15 protein-coding genes and 1 other annotated feature are annotated in these 14,544 nt (G+C 53.1%); of the genes, 4 read left to right on the top strand and 11 right to left on the bottom strand.

Translation table 11 applies throughout. The features are described from left to right. Positions 1-2: 2 nt before the first annotated feature. The 3 genes from MUB23_RS10800 to arcA all read right to left on the bottom strand — a co-directional run bounded on the left by MUB23_RS10800 (position 3) and on the right by arcA (position 4,098). A complete protein-coding gene (locus MUB23_RS10800; protein WP_244800494.1) occupies positions 3-1,421 on the bottom strand; it encodes a YfcC family protein in 1,419 nt (472 codons plus the stop codon). Positions 1,422-1,824: 403 nt separating this feature from the next. After that, positions 1,825-2,817 (bottom strand): ornithine carbamoyltransferase, encoded by a 993-nt coding sequence (gene argF / locus MUB23_RS10795; RefSeq protein WP_244800493.1) that lies wholly within the window; start codon positions 2,815-2,817, stop codon positions 1,825-1,827. 51 nt (positions 2,818-2,868) lie between these two features. Next, positions 2,869-4,098: an arginine deiminase gene (arcA, locus tag MUB23_RS10790; RefSeq protein ID WP_244800492.1), complete on the bottom strand. Its 1,230-nt coding sequence runs from the start codon at positions 4,096-4,098 to the stop codon at positions 2,869-2,871. Positions 4,099-4,283: 185 nt separating this feature from the next. On the opposite strand from arcA, the gene pyrB reads away from it, so the two are divergent. The 3 genes from pyrB (at position 4,284) to MUB23_RS10775 (ending at position 6,219) form a co-directional block, all read left to right on the top strand. Beyond that, positions 4,284-5,213, top strand: coding sequence for an aspartate carbamoyltransferase (gene pyrB / locus MUB23_RS10785; protein WP_244800491.1), 930 nt, complete (start codon positions 4,284-4,286; stop codon positions 5,211-5,213). Between the two features lie 9 nt (positions 5,214-5,222). After that, complete coding sequence (locus tag MUB23_RS10780) at positions 5,223-5,648, top strand: aspartate carbamoyltransferase regulatory subunit (RefSeq protein WP_244800490.1); 426 nt, start codon at positions 5,223-5,225, stop codon at positions 5,646-5,648. A 214-nt stretch (positions 5,649-5,862) separates the two neighbouring features. Beyond that, a complete protein-coding gene (locus tag MUB23_RS10775; protein ID WP_244800489.1) occupies positions 5,863-6,219 on the top strand; it encodes a TfoX/Sxy family protein in 357 nt (118 codons plus the stop codon). Positions 6,220-6,259: 40 nt separating this feature from the next. On the opposite strand, the gene MUB23_RS10770 is transcribed toward MUB23_RS10775, so the two are convergent. Together MUB23_RS10770 and MUB23_RS10765 are read right to left on the bottom strand one after the other, a co-directional pair. Further along, entirely contained in the window at positions 6,260-7,159 is a 900-nt protein-coding gene (locus tag MUB23_RS10770; protein WP_244800488.1) for a radical SAM protein, read from the bottom strand. Positions 7,160-7,241: 82 nt separating this feature from the next. Continuing rightward, positions 7,242-8,630 (bottom strand): ABC transporter substrate-binding protein, encoded by a 1,389-nt coding sequence (locus tag MUB23_RS10765; RefSeq protein WP_244800487.1) that lies wholly within the window; start codon positions 8,628-8,630, stop codon positions 7,242-7,244. Between the two features lie 252 nt (positions 8,631-8,882). Here MUB23_RS10765 and MUB23_RS10760 point away from each other — a divergent pair, with 252 nt between their 5' ends. Then, complete coding sequence (locus MUB23_RS10760; protein WP_244800486.1) at positions 8,883-9,545, top strand: Crp/Fnr family transcriptional regulator; 663 nt, start codon at positions 8,883-8,885, stop codon at positions 9,543-9,545. 23 nt (positions 9,546-9,568) lie between these two features. Here the strand turns inward: MUB23_RS10760 and trxA are convergent, their stop codons facing one another. The 6 genes from trxA to MUB23_RS10730 all read right to left on the bottom strand — a co-directional run bounded on the left by trxA (position 9,569) and on the right by MUB23_RS10730 (position 14,538). Beyond that, positions 9,569-9,880, bottom strand: coding sequence for a thioredoxin (gene trxA / locus MUB23_RS10755; protein WP_244800485.1), 312 nt, complete (start codon positions 9,878-9,880; stop codon positions 9,569-9,571). A gap of 141 nt (positions 9,881-10,021) precedes the next feature. After that, a complete protein-coding gene (tyrS, locus tag MUB23_RS10750; RefSeq protein ID WP_244800484.1) occupies positions 10,022-11,248 on the bottom strand; it encodes a tyrosine--tRNA ligase in 1,227 nt (408 codons plus the stop codon). A 107-nt stretch (positions 11,249-11,355) separates the two neighbouring features. Continuing rightward, positions 11,356-11,608 (bottom strand) — a binding site (T-box leader). 72 nt (positions 11,609-11,680) lie between these two features. After that, positions 11,681-12,175, bottom strand: coding sequence for a molybdopterin-guanine dinucleotide biosynthesis protein B (mobB, locus tag MUB23_RS10745; protein ID WP_244800483.1), 495 nt, complete (start codon positions 12,173-12,175; stop codon positions 11,681-11,683). A gap of 25 nt (positions 12,176-12,200) precedes the next feature. Beyond that, complete coding sequence (locus tag MUB23_RS10740; protein WP_244800482.1) at positions 12,201-13,424, bottom strand: molybdopterin molybdotransferase MoeA; 1,224 nt, start codon at positions 13,422-13,424, stop codon at positions 12,201-12,203. Then, the gene (gene mobA / locus MUB23_RS10735; RefSeq protein WP_330641854.1) at positions 13,421-14,050 is read right to left on the bottom strand and encodes a molybdenum cofactor guanylyltransferase; all 630 of its coding nucleotides are present in this window, start codon (positions 14,048-14,050) and stop codon (positions 13,421-13,423) included. The genes MUB23_RS10740 and mobA overlap by 4 nt, the downstream gene beginning before the upstream one ends. Then, the gene (locus tag MUB23_RS10730; RefSeq protein ID WP_244800480.1) at positions 14,047-14,538 is read right to left on the bottom strand and encodes a 4Fe-4S dicluster domain-containing protein; all 492 of its coding nucleotides are present in this window, start codon (positions 14,536-14,538) and stop codon (positions 14,047-14,049) included. The genes mobA and MUB23_RS10730 overlap by 4 nt, the downstream gene beginning before the upstream one ends. Positions 14,539-14,544: the final 6 nt, after the last annotated feature.

Below are 14,544 nucleotides of genomic sequence, written 5' to 3'. Positions count from 1 at the left end.
TTTTAGAAAAACAACATCGCTGCCGAAAGAATGATCAAATTGATCACAATCAACACCACCAGCAGCTTCCCCACAAATTTCAGCCAGGTGGGCCACTCGATCCGGCAGATGGAAAGACCGCCCATCACCACGGCGCTGGTCGGCGTTACCATATTCACCACGCCGGAAGCCGCACAGAAAATCATAATCATGACCTCCGGGGACAGTCCCAAGCTGGCGGCCAATCCTCCGAAAGTTGGAATCGATGCCGCGGCCAGACCTGAGGTGGACGGGATCAAGAAGGACAAGCCAATATAGATAAAGTATCCGCCCACGGCAAACAAAATCGGCGACACATCCGCCAGAGCCCGCGAAGCGTGATCAAGCACATAGAGGTCCAAACCTGTTGTGCTCATGATCACCGAGATCCCGCGGGAAACCGCAATGACAAATACAACGCCAATCATATCGGCTGCACCGGACACGAATGCGCCGATTGCCTCTCGCTCCGGGACCTTGGCCACAAACGCAATCAATATTGAGGAGAGAAGGAACCAAGCCTGCAATTCCTGAAAATACCATTCACCCAGGTTGATTCCGGTCAGTTGGGAAGTATTCTGAAAAATGGTCACTCCAAAGCTCTCCCAGGGAATCAGGCTGACGACCATGATCAAAAAGGAAAGGGCGAAAACCACCAGAACAAAACGCTGGCGTTTCGGCAGCTTTTCCGGCACCGCCTCGCCGCCTTTGTCACCGCCCTCGCCGTAGGTTTCTTTAGCCGCCTGCTGTTCGGCATGGCTTAAGATCGAATGCCCGGAAGATTTCACCTTTTTGGCGTACCGCATGACAAAGATCGTACCGACCACTAAGGAAGTGATCCACAAAATCACGCCGATTAAAATGATCACACCCTGGTTGATCTCAATCCCGTTTCCAGAACTTTTTAAGGCGTCAATTGCAGCGGAAACCGCAAAAGGATTCACCGTAGAACCCAGAACGCCGACGCCGGCCCCGACCAAAATCGTCGCCGCGCCGACCATCGCATCAAACCCTGCGGCAATCATGGTCGCTGTAATCAGCGCATAGAAAGCCATGGTTTCTTCCGCCATGCCGTAAGTGGTTCCGCCCAGGGAGAACAAGAGCATCAAAATAGGGATCAAAACCATCTCACGGCCTTGGAAACGCCTGACCACAGAAGCAATTCCTGCGTCCAACGCGCCGGTTTTCGCCACCATTCCGAGGAATCCTCCCAGAATCAGGATAAACAGGCAAACGTCGATGGCGTCCAGAAAACCTTCCGGAATTGCCATCACCACCTCCGCCAGGGTGGCTCCCCGGACTCCGGAAATCAGATGAGTCAGCAAGGAAATGAAAATGATTAGCAAAAGAAGGATGCTGTAGGCGGTCGGCATCCGCAGCGCTTTTCGTTTTTTATGTTCCATTTTTTCCTCCATCCGTGCAGTTGCCCACACTTCTTTTTCCTAGTTTTCCCCGTTTTCGCTGAATCATCCATTTCTGTACTGCCGATAATTTCCTCCTATTTACCATCAAAAAAAGAATTTCGCTCTGCAAAATTCTGCACCGCAAGTGCGCTGCGTCAACGACATCTTACTCTACATTTTCGCATCATCGAATAAAAAACTGCCGCAAAACGAATGCTTCATACAAGATTGAACCATAGTCCCTATCCTGTGGAATTCATCGTTTTGCGGCAGCCTCATCGCCGATTGCTTTCAGCACCGTCTAAAATCTGCATCTATTTTACATCAGCCGCCGGTAGGCTGGGACTCGGTTTCAATCTTTCCCCGTCTATCCCGATTTTGCCCCAGGTGGCCCTGCTTTTTTCTAGCAAAGAGTCGCGTAGATCACTGCTTTAATCGTGTGCATCCGGTTTTCCGCCTCGTCAAATACCACCGACTGCTTGGACTCAAAGACTTCGTCGGAAACCTCCATCTCGGTCAGGCCAAATTTCTGATGGATATCCTCGCCGATCGCTGTCTTGGTATCGTGGAAGGACGGCAGGCAGTGCATAAAGATCGCCTCCGGACCTGCGTTCGCCATAACCTTGGCATTGACCTGGTATTTTTGCAGCAGTTTAATTCTGGTCTCCCAAACCTCCTTGGGCTCGCCCATGGATACCCAGATGTCGGTATAGACCACGTCGGCTCCCTTGGTGCCGGCTTCCACATCCTCGGTCAAGGTCACGCTGCCGCCGCTTTCCGCCGCCAGCTTTTTGCAGACCTCCACCAGGCTTTCCTCCGGGAACAGCTCCTTGGGTGCGCAGGCCGTAAAATGCAGGCCCATCTTCGCGCAGGCCACCATCAGGGAATTGCCCATGTTGTTTCTGGCATCGCCCATATAGGTGAATTTCACGCCTTTCAAACGGCCCAGCTTCTCTTCGATGGTCAGCAGATCCGCCAGCATCTGGGTCGGATGGAACTGATCGGTCAGGCCGTTCCAGACCGGTACGCCAGAGAACTTCGCCAGCTCTTCCACCAGATCCTGCTTATACCCGCGGTACTCAATTCCGTCGAACATGCGGCCCAGCACCCGCGCCGTGTCCGCAATGCTCTCCTTATTCCCCATCTGAGAGCTGCCCGGATCCAGGTAGGTCACCCCCATGCCCAAGTCCATCCCCGCCACCTCAAAGGCACAGCGGGTTCTCGTGGAGGTTTTCTCGAAAAGCAGCACAATATTTCGACCCTCCAATACCTTATGGGGGGTATGAGTCCGCTTCATATCCTTAAAATTTTTCGATAAATCCAGCAGATAGCGAATCTCCGCCGGGGAAAAATCCAACAGCTTCAAAAAACTTCTTCCGCGTAAATTAACAGCCATGTTTTAATCTCCTTCTTGATCTTAATTTGCTCCGCACAGCCAACCGCCTGGTCAGGATTCCCGGACCAAAGGCATACTCATACAACGGGGGCCGCCGCGGCCGCGGGACAACTCGGCGCTTGGGATCTCCAGCACCGTGATTCCTGCTTCCCGCATCAAATGATTTGTGACTTCGTTTCTCTGGTAAACCACTACTACGCCAGGCGCGATGCAAAGCGTATTGGAACCATCGTTCCACTGTTCACGTTCTGCGGCAATTCTATCATTTCCGCCGCATTTTATCAAGGTTACCTTGTCAATTTTTAGATGTTTTTCCAGAATTTCCTCCAGGCTTGTCTCCACACGGGACACTTTCAGACCATCCGGACCGTGGCCCTTGGTGATCTCATACACGACCAGCGGCCCCATGATTCCCGGATGAATGGAAAACTTGTCGTAATCGATCTGAGTGAACACCGTATCCAGGTGCATGAACGCACGGCTGTCCGGAATGTCAAAGGCCAGGATCGTATCAATCGTAGCCAGTTCGTCGGAAAACACATTTTTCGCCAGCTGCTCAATGGCATCCGACTGAGTTCTCTGGGAGATTCCCACAGCCAGCACCGTATCGCTCAGATTTAAGATGTCTCCGCCTTCGATGTGGAACGGCGCATAGCGGTCATAGTAGAGATCCACCTGACCGGCAAAATCCGGGTGATATTTGAAGATATACTCCCCGTAGATCGTCTCGCGGCCGCGGGTGATGGAATACATCCGGTTCAGGCTGACGCCGTCCCCGATACAGGCGAAGGGATCGCGGGTGAAATACAGGTTGGGCATGGGATCGATCAGCACTTTGGATGATTCGCTCATCATATCCACCAGGGACTCGCTCTTGTTAAAGAAAACCTCCCCCAGGATCAGGCCTTCCATGGACTTCTGTACCAGCTCCAGCGGTTCGTCCTGGAACTGCATCATATAGTCGTAAATCCGGCGCTGCCATTTTTCCGTGGAAATACCTGCCTCCGTAATCCACTGCATCAGGAATTTATCCCGGATGTCCGGTTCCTTTGCAATCACCTCTGCCATCAGATTTTCCAGATAGACCACCTCTGCCCCATGGGCGCGCAGAAGATCCGCAAATGCGTCGTGCTCTTCTCTGGCTATCTTCAAATAGGGAATATCGTCAAACAACAGGTGATGCAACGTCGAAGGCGTCAGCTTTTCGATTTCTCTGCCGGGACGGTGCAAAAGCACTTTCTTCAACGGCTGAATTTCACTTTTTACATGAATTGCTGCCACTTGTTTCCTCCTTTTTTACCTCATCAAATTTTAATGTTATGCTTTCCCTTCCGCTGTTTTTTCATACATTCCTTTTTCCAGAATTTTTCTTCCCTCTCCTCTTGACAAGGTACGACAAAAAATTATATAATTGAAAAAATTTGCCCGAAAGGGTGAAGATTACCATAGGGAGGACAGGTGCATTTATGAAACATCTAATTGACCCGACGGATTTAAGTCTGAAAGAAATCGACGAAATCCTGGATTTAGCGGAAGACATCATTGCAAACAGAGAGAAATATTCGGAGGTGTGCAAAGGAAAAAAATTGGCGACCTTATTCTATGAGCCCAGCACGCGGACCCGTCTTAGCTTTGAAGCAGCAATGCTGGAGCTTGGGGGCAGCGTACTTGGCTTTTCTTCTGCTGACGCCAGTTCGGCTGCCAAGGGAGAAAGCGTGGCTGATACCGCACGCACGGTTTCCAAGTATGCGGATATCATCGCCATGAGACATCCCAAGGAAGGCGCTCCTCTTGTCGCTTCCCAGTATGTTAACATTCCGGTTATCAATGCCGGCGACGGCGGCCATAATCATCCGACTCAGACTCTGACGGACCTTTTGACCATCAAGGAGACAAAAAAACGTTTAAACAATCTGACCGTTGGATTTTGCGGTGATTTGAAATTCGGCCGTACCGTACATTCTCTGATCAAACAGCTATCCTGCTATGAAAACGTGAAATTCATTCTGATCTCCCCGCCTGAACTGCAAATTCCGGATTATATTAAAGAAGAAACTCTGCTGAAAAAGAATATCCCCTTTGAAGAGGTTTCCGAGATGGATGCGGTGATCGGGGATCTGGACATTCTCTACATGACCCGCGTACAGAGAGAGCGCTTCTTCAACGAAGCAGATTATATCCGTTTAAAAGACACCTACATACTGACGCTGGAGAAGCTGGAAAACGCCAAGCCGGATCTGAAAATTCTGCATCCGCTGCCCAGAGTCAATGAGATTGCGACCGAAGTCGACAATGATCCCCGCGCCGTCTATTTCGATCAGGTAGAATACGGAAAATTCGTGCGGATGGCCCTGATGCTGAAGCTTTTAGGTTTGGACAAGAAGGTAGAACAATAGGAGGCAATCATGTTAAAAGTCGACAGTATTGAAAAAGGAATCGTGTTGGATCACATTCAGGCAGGCAAAGCGATGCAGGTCTATCAGTATCTGAACCTGGACCGCCTGGACTGCAGCGTAGCCATCATCAAAAACGTAAAGAGCAATAAGATGGGGAAAAAGGATATCATCAAAATCAATGATACCATTGATATCAATCTGGATGTGCTGGGCTATATCGACCCGAACATTACGGTCAATATCATTGAAAATGATGTGACCGTAGAAAAGAAGCGCCTGGAGCTCCCGGAAAAAATTGTCAATGTCGTCAAGTGCAAGAACCCCCGCTGCATCACTTCCACGGAGCAGGAGCTGGATCATGTGTTCAAGCTGGCCGACCGGGAAAGCGGCGTGTACCGCTGCATCTACTGCGATCAGAAGGCAACTCATAACTAATCGGTTTATCCGATCCCGTTAAAAGCGCCGCCGAAGAAACAGGCATCCCTGGCCATCGTGGTACCCCGGATGAACAGGAAACTCTGCTTCCCGGCAGCGCTCTTCTTTTCTCTCGCCTCTTACCACCGGCTAAAAAATAAAAAAAAACAGTTAAGGAAGATATCCTTTTGCACCGCTGTAAGGCGACTCATTACATCAAATTTGGAGGTAAAAAATGGCATCCAGTCCGGAATTTGTCCAATACATCACCGAACAGCTAAGCGGCGCCGGTGCGATCCGCAGCCTCAAGATGTTCGGAGAATACGGCATCTACTGCGACGGCAAGATCATCGGCCTGATCTGTGACAATCAATTCTACGTAAAAATAACGGAAGCGGGAGCACGAATCTTGTCTGACCCCATCGAAGCCCCTCCCTACGAAGGGGCCAAACCTTATTTTCTGATTGAGAACCCCGACGATTCCGAGCTTATGACCCTTCTCGTCCAGGAGACCTGGCGGGAGCTCCCCGCGCCCAAGCCCAAAAAACGGGCGGCCAAAAAGGATCCCCGCCGTTTTCAGCCGGAAGACTGATCCCGGTTTTTCCTGAGAAATCAGAGAACGGCCTCTGCTCCTACCAGGGCCGTTCTCCGGAAAAAGGAGGAATGAAACTTTCCGAAGCCGTCTCCCCCTGTTGGATAAAGCCGTTCTCCACACCGAGTTTCAGGGCATAGTCGATCACTTTTTGATATTCTCTTCGGGTTACCTTCCGAGACAGGTCCTGATCCTCCCCCATCCATTTCATCGGCGTATACTGGTTCATAATGCTAAGGTAGATGGTATGGCCGTAGGTCTCAAACAAGTAGCGGAGCACGTCTTTGGAATCCCTGGTATGGCCCGGCAGGATCAGGTGGCGGACAATCACTCCTTTTTGAATAAACCCATCCTCGTTGAACTCGCATACGCCCACTTGGCGCACCATCTCTTTCAACGCCTCCTTTGCCGCCTTCGGATAATCCGGCGCGTGGGAGTATTTCTCCGCAAGCCTTGGATCCATGTATTTAAAATCCGGGAGATAGACGTCCACCAGTCCCTCCCAAAGACGCAGGGTCTCCTTTTTTTCATATCCGCCGGTGTTGCAGATCACCGGCAGGTCAAGGCCATGGTTTCTGGCTTCCTTTAACGCGTCCGCAACCGGCTCTGCAAAATGTCCCGGAGTCACCAAATTGATATTGGCGGCGCCTTTTTCTTTTAGGCGAAATAAAATATCGGACAACTCCTGCGCCGAAATTTCCCAGCCCATACGGTCGCAGGCAATCTCGTGATTCTGGCAAAATGCACAGCGAAGCGGGCATCCGGTGAAAAACACAGTCCCGGATCCCCGCTCCCCAGAGATACAAGGTTCTTCCCACATATGCAGATCCGCCCTCGCAATTTTCATCCGGTCGGTCATCCCGCAGTATCCGCGCTCCTCCGCTGTTCGATCCGCATGGCACTCCCGCGGGCAAAGGATGCAGTCGCTCATCCGGCTCATATCAATCCGTTCCTCCTGTCATAATCTCCGGCAGACGCTTAAAAAAGGCCGCGCCTTTTCCCTGCCCGCAGCCTTAACCCTCTTACCCCGCATTCTTCTGTAACGCCTGCTCCACAACCTCCGGAATCTCCGCCTGGACCGTGACAATCTCCGGGATCTGGGCAAACAGCCATTCTCTCGCGCCATCGGTCAAATTATCCTGGGTCACCGCCGCAGTCCCTGTCATTCCTTTTAACATCGCCATCCCAGACCGCTCCAGGGAGGAGAGCTTGTCTTCATCAATCATCGCACCGTTCTTTAAAGCGGTTGCGCCGGTGCCGGCAAATCTAGTCACCACGGCCGCGCTGGTCATATATTCCACAAAGGAGACGGCGACGGCCCGTTTCTCCGGATCTTCCCAGGCCTTCCGGGTGATATAATAACCAGAGGAAAGTCCGCTGATGATATCGGTGCTCTTCCGCTCTCCTGCGCCGGGAACATAGGTGATCGTAAAATTCTGCAGCTTGGTCTCATCCGCCTCTGCCTGGTCCGGCGTGCGAAAACTCTTTACAATGCTGCCGACTTTCCAGGACCCATCGAGCAAAAATGCCGCCTGCCCCTGCAAAAACAGATCGGAAATCTCATCATTCGTCGCGGTCAAAGTATCTTCCGGCAGATACCCCGCCTCATACAAACGTTTGATATCTTCCAGTCCCGCCTGCCACGCAAGGCCGTACTCATCCTCAGCCGATGACGGCAGGACGCTGTGTTTGGCCGGATTCAAATGATTATAGATGGTAAACTCAAACCAATAATGGGGAACCTCTCCCAGGGAAACAGCGATGGGAGTATATCCTTTTTCCCGGATCCCCCCGCACATCTCCAGAAATTCATCCCAGGCCGTATCCGGGCCGGGGACAGAAAATCCGCAGCTTTCCACAATTGTTTTGTTTACGTACAGTGCCTCCCAATAACCATTCACCGGCACGGCATAGATTTTTCCGTCCACCGGGGAAGGCGCCATCAGAGAATCGTTCATGTTGGAGGCATACTCTGGATATTCCGCTCGAATTTCCTCCAAAGGGACTACTTTTCCGCTCTTCACAAAATTATTAGAGCCGCTTCCGTTAAAATAGAAAAGGACGTCCGGTTCTGTTCCATTCTCAAAATCGGCCTGAACGCGGGCTTTGAACGCTTCGTTGGAGACAGCGGATCCATCGTTCACGCCGTGCCCGGTCATCTTCTCCCACTCGGCCACCGCCGTCTGGAAATTTCCCGCATTGCTGTCCGTATCCGCATAGGTGGTGACCACGTTCAGCGTAACCGGCTCCGCCGGTCCCATCTCGGCAGGCTGCCCTCCTATTTCAATCTTGGTGACCGGCTCCGTTTTTTTATCAGAACCGGCCGTTGTCGATGCCGGGCCGCCGTTTCCGCAGGACGCCAGTAGGATACTCACCGCTGCTGTCAATGCCACCACGCTTCTTTTTCTCATATACCCCTCGTTTCCGAAACCAGTTACTTTTCCCTACCCTGTAGAATTTATTTTAGCATAAAACAGCCAAAAATCCCACTGTGAATTTCGCTCTTTTGTACTCGGAGCCTTTTTCTTTCATCCGGTGGCACTCTGGTTCTTTTCATGATATAATGGCCACAAAGCAAATGAATGAAACGCGCTCTGCCGCCCGCAGAGCGTATATCCTTCGCGGAGGGATGTCTCAGACACGGCATCCAATAAGGAGCTACTATGAAAAATAATTCGGATTTTCACTTTCCTTTTGAAGAGCATTTAACATCAGACGAAAAAGAACTGATCCAAAATCAGGTTCGAACCATCCGCTATTCCGCCGGTCAGGCCATTCGCTCCGCCGGCGACGGATGCCTCGGCATCCTGTTCGTCACCTCCGGCGTGCTGAGGGTCTATCTCTCCTCGGAGGAAGGAAAGGAGGCCACGATTTCCCGCGTTACGGCCGGGGAGCCATGCGTGCTCTCTGCATCCTGCGTGCTGTCCGCGATCACCTTTGAAGTCCAAATCGATGCAGAAACGGACAGCGAGGTGCTGATCTTGCCGTCCTCATGCCTGTCCGTTTTGATGGGAAATAATATCTATGTGGAAAATTTTATTTATCGCTCCGCCACCGAATGCTTCTCCGATGTCATCGGGGCTGTGGAACGTCTTCTGTTTTTCAGTCTGGAACAACGGCTTGCCTCCTTCCTGCTGGATGAATCCGCAAGGCTGAAGACATCCACCCTCTCCCTGACCCATGAACAGATTGCCCAGTCCATCGGCAGCGCCCGCGAAGCCGTCAGCCGGACGCTGAAACAGATGGCGAAAACCGGCTGCCTGGGAGTGCTTCGGGGGGAGATCCAAATTCTGGACCGGAAAAAGCTCTATGAGATGGTGCGCTGATTCATATTGATCACGATTTCCTTTTATTGGGCGCTCAGCATCTGCTGGAAGAATGCTTTCGGCTGTACGCCGACGGACTGCTTTACCGCTTTCCCGTTTTGAAACAGGATGACCGTAGGAATCGTGCGGACGCCGAACTGGGCGGCCAGCGCCGGTTCTTCATCGACATTTACCTTCCCGACCACATAGCCGTCGGCCTCCTCGGCCAGCTCCTCGATCACCGGCCCCAGCATCCGGCACGGGCCGCACCAGGTCGCCCAAAAATCCACGAGGACCGGTACCGAAGACTCCAAAACTTCCTGCTGAAAATTTGCTGTCGTAATTTGTTTTGCCATAAGAAAGCTCCTTTCGAAAAAGCTGTTTTGTTTGATTGGATGGCTTTAGTATAACAAAAGAACTGCTCTCTGTCTGTGACTTTGTCACACAGGAGCAGTTCCTTTATTATTTCGTAGGAAATTCCTTCTTACTGTTTTACATCAAATCTTTGCAATCACTTTCCGGAAATTTTTCTTTCCTTTCTTTACCATGATTCCATCCTTCAAGTCCTCCGCCGTAAAGGTCTTATGGATATCCGTGATTTTCTCGCCCTCCACGGTCACGCCGCCCTGCTCCACCGCTCTCCTGGCCTCCGATTTCGAGGGGACCAGCTCGGCCTTCTGCAAAAGCGCCAGAATATCGATGGATCCGTCGGTAAAGTCCGCTTCCTCCAGCTCGGCAGTCGGAACATTGGCGGAGTCCCCTCCTCCTACAAAGAGGGCTTTGGCTGCGCTCTCGGCCTTCTTTGCCTCGTCCTCGCCGTGCACCAGTTTTGTCAGCTCAAAGGCCAAGATCTCTTTGGCGGTGTTCAACTGGCTGCCTTCCCAGTGATCCATCTCGTCGATCTGCTCGATGGGGAGGAATGTCAGCATCCGCAGGCATTTCAGCACATCGGCGTCCGCCACGTTCCTCCAGTACTGGTAGAAATCATAGGGCGTCGTCTTATCCGGATCCAGCCAGACCGCTCCGGACTGGGTCTTGCCCATCTTCTTGCCCTCAGAGTTTAAGAGCAGGGTTATCGTCATCGCATAGGCATCCTTGCCCAGCTTCCGGCGGATCAGCTCGGTGCCGCCCAGCATGTTGCTCCACTGATCGTCGCCGCCGAACTGCATATTGCAGCCGTACTTCTGATACAAGGCGTAAAAGTCGTAGCTCTGCATGATCATGTAGTTAAACTCCAGGAAACTCAGGCCTTTTTCCATCCTCTGTTTGTAGCACTCGGCCGTCAGCATACGGTTGACGCTGAAGCAGGATCCCACTTCGCGGAGCAGCTCAACATAATTTAAATCCAGCAGCCAATCGGCGTTATTTACCATCAGGGCCTTGCCCTCTGAAAAATCAATGAAACGGCTCATCTGCTTCTTGAAACAGTCGCAGTTGTGCTGAATCGTCTCCACCGTCATCATCTGGCGCATATCCGTCCGGCCCGAAGGATCTCCGACCATGCCGGTGCCGCCGCCGATCAGGGCGATGGGACGGTTTCCCGCTTCCTGCAGGCGTTTCATCAGGCAAAGAGCCATAAAATGACCGACATGAAGGCTGTCCGCCGTGGGATCAAAGCCAATGTAGAACGTGGCTTTCCCATTGTTTACCAGTTCGCGGATCTCCGCCTCATCGGTTACCTGGGCGATCAAGCCCCGCGCTTGCAGTTCTTCGTAAATTTTCATCTTTTCTTTCTCCTTATCTTTTTTGAACCGAAGGAAGGACATTGGTTTTTTTAATGAAATAGGAAATTCCTTTGGAATTTCCTATAAACAAAAAACCCTCGTCCTTCTGAAAGGACGAGGGTTATGCTCGTGGTACCACCTTACTTCACCGTCTGTTCACACAGCCGGTCTTACCGAGTACATCGGATCTCTCCGGGATACTCCGGCGCTGTAACGCGCGCCCCGCGACTCAGCCTACTTGTCATCCGTTCGGTGAGCGGCTCAAGGATGTATTCACAAAAATGGTCTCCCGCGCCTCTCATCATCCGGCTGCTTTCTGTGGGTCCTGCTTCTGCTACTAGTTCCTGTCATTGCCATTCGTCATGCAGTTATGAGGCCATTATAACAGGGATTTTAGATTTGTCAAGGGGAAAAAGAGCTCAGTCACGGCAACTAGCCTGTAAAAAGCGGCCGGTTTTTGAGCAAAAAATCTGTGATCTCTGATATCTCCTCAAAACGGAATACCGGCACCTGCGGCCTCAGTGAATCCTCATCGGTGACAATGGCCGCATAGTGTTCCGGCGGATGGGGAAGCGGCTTCCCGGACGCCCGGCGGTACAGCCCGATCTGCGCCAAATTCTCCGATTTATAACCTTCCACCAAGATCCAGTCCACATCCTGAATTAGGGAGAGAAGTTGAGGAAAAGGGCGGCTTTTTTGTTCCACAAAAGCCACCTTCTGCGGCGAGCAGAGCAACGAAATGTCCGCTCCCGCCTGGGAAAAACGCCAGGAATCTTTTCCCTCCCGGTCCATCTCAAAATCGTGGACATCATGTTTGATCACCGCAACCCGGAGCCCCCGCGCTTTCAGGCTCCTCACCAGCTGTTCAATCAAAGTGGTTTTTCCCGACCCGGAGTATCCGGCAAACCCTACGGTAGGAACCGTCATAAACATTGCCTCCTATTCCTTTCTCTCAGACGCCGTTCGGCAGAAATCCTTTCAGCACAGTACCTGCCGGAATCGGCCCGCTTCCGGCAGGTACCACGGCGATCACATTACAGCCGGCGGAACTGCTGATCACCGCATTCCCCTGGGCGGAGGGCAGCCGCATCCCGGCCACGCCCTCCGACAGGTCCAGCCGTCCTCTCAGCAGGCGTGTGGACCGGCTGCTCCTGGGAAAGGCATCCAGCAGGGTGACCAAGATTTCTTCGGGTATGAGATCCTTTCTTCCGCACATCCTCCGGAATGCCGGACACACAACCGCGTAAAAATTCGTGACAGCGGCAGCCGGGTTGCCTGACAAACCGCATACCAGCCGGCCGTCCTTCACGCCGTAAGCGCAGGCCATCCCCGGCTTCATGTCCACTCCTTGTACAAAAATCTCCACGCCGCTCATCCGCATCCCGGCCGGAGTCAGGTCATAATCCCCTGCGGAAACACCTCCTGTCAAGAGTACCGCATCACAGCGGGAAATCCCGTCCGCAATCCGGTCCGCTATGGCCTCCATCCGGTCGCCGGCAAGTCCCAGATAAACCGGCTGGCATCCCATCTCCTCCAGCGCAGCCGCCAGCAAATAGCGGCTGGAATTTCTTAGTGCTCCCTGCGGAACCGTCTCCCCTGGCTCCACCAGCTCATCCCCGGTGGAGATCAGGCCGATGTTCGGCCGAAGGTACACGGCCGGATCCGTTACCCCCTGGGCCGCCAACACTCCGGCCAAGCCCGCGTCGATCACGGTTCCCCGCGTTGCCAGAAGACGGCCCGCCTGCATGTCCTCCCCGGCAGGGATCACGTTCTCGCCTTCCCGGACAGCCGACCGCAAGGTCACCGTTTCCGCCGTGTACAGGGTCTTTTCATAGGGGATCACCGCGTCCGCTCCCTGGGGTATGGGCGCTCCCGTCAGTATTTTTACGGCGGTTCCGGAAGTCACTGTACAGCTGGGCACCTTCCCGGCCCGCACCTCTTCCAAAAGTTTCAAAGTAACCGGCCGTTCGGAAGAAGCAGGCAGGCTATCCTCCGACCGGAGCGCATATCCGTCAAAGGCGGAACGCGCAAAAGAAGGGACGTCTTCTCCGGCCGTAAAATCAAATGCCAGCACACGCCCCCTGCAATTTTCCAAGGGAACCGGTTCCACTCCCACTGGGACCGCAAGTTCCAGAAGCCGGTCTCGTGCGTTCAGATAACAAATTCTGTTTTTCATAAGCTCTTCCCGCCGCACATAGCGGCATAGTCCTCCGGCGTATTGATATTGGACAGCGCCTGATCCGAAAATCCCGATGTATCAAGGGGAATTCTTTTTACCGACAGCTTTTTTAGGGCTGACTGAAGGCGGTAATCGCCTTCCCGAATCTGTTGTTCCAGTACCGGCGCCACGGATTTCGCGTAAATTCCTCCCAGGGGATGGCTCCGCCCGCCGCCGTCCACGGGGATCAGCACATCAACCCCCTCCTCCAGAAACAACGACAAATAGCGGGCCAAAGCGGCCGGATAAAAAGGCATATCACAGCCGAGAACCAGGAGATAGGCGGATCGGCAGGCCAGAAGTCCGGCGTGAATCCCGCCGATGGGACCGCACCCCGGATACCGGTCTAATACGGGATGGAATCCATGGCACTCCAGAAGCTCCTTCTGACCGACAGACAGCAGGCGCTCCGGGAAATCCTGGAATTGTTCCGTTATAACAGAAAGAAACGTCTTCCCGTCCAAGGACAAGGTAGATTTCTCCCTGCCCATCCGACTACCCGCGCCGCCGGCCAGTACTAGGATTCCAACCGAAGAAGCAGACCGTTGTTCTGCGTTTTTTCCGCTACCGGCTCTCCCCCTCACAGCTCCTCCCCGGCCAGCAGGCGGCGTACCCGCTCGGTGCGTTCCAGACCGTCTTCCTCCCGGACAGACAAAGCCCCGGAAGGACAGGTTTGCACGCACACGGGGAGAAGTCCGTGGCGGACCCGTTCCAGACAGCCGTCACATTTCACCATCTTTTTCTCCTCCGTAAATTGAGGGGCGCCAAAAGGACATACGCGCCGGCACTTCCGGCAGCCCACGCACCGGCTGCTCTGAACCTGCACCAAACCAGTCTCCTCATCCCGGTAGATTGCGCCTGTGGGGCAGGCCGTCATACAGGGAGCGTCCGCGCAGTGCATACACCCCACTGACACGCAGGAGATTTTTCCCTCTTTGCTTTCGATCCGAACCGCTCTCCGAAGCGGGGGGCCGGATTCCTCGATGTTATAATGTTGATCCAGGCAGGCCACCACACAGGCATAGCAGCACACGCACCGGGACGGATTCAGATCCAATACGATCTTAGACATAGGCGC

It is taken from the genome of Cuneatibacter sp. NSJ-177, assembly GCF_022867805.1.
Lineage (GTDB): Bacteria > Bacillota > Clostridia > Lachnospirales > Lachnospiraceae > Pseudolachnospira.
Note: the sequence above shows the minus strand (reverse complement) of the source record. Positions and strands in the feature narration are given on the sequence as shown.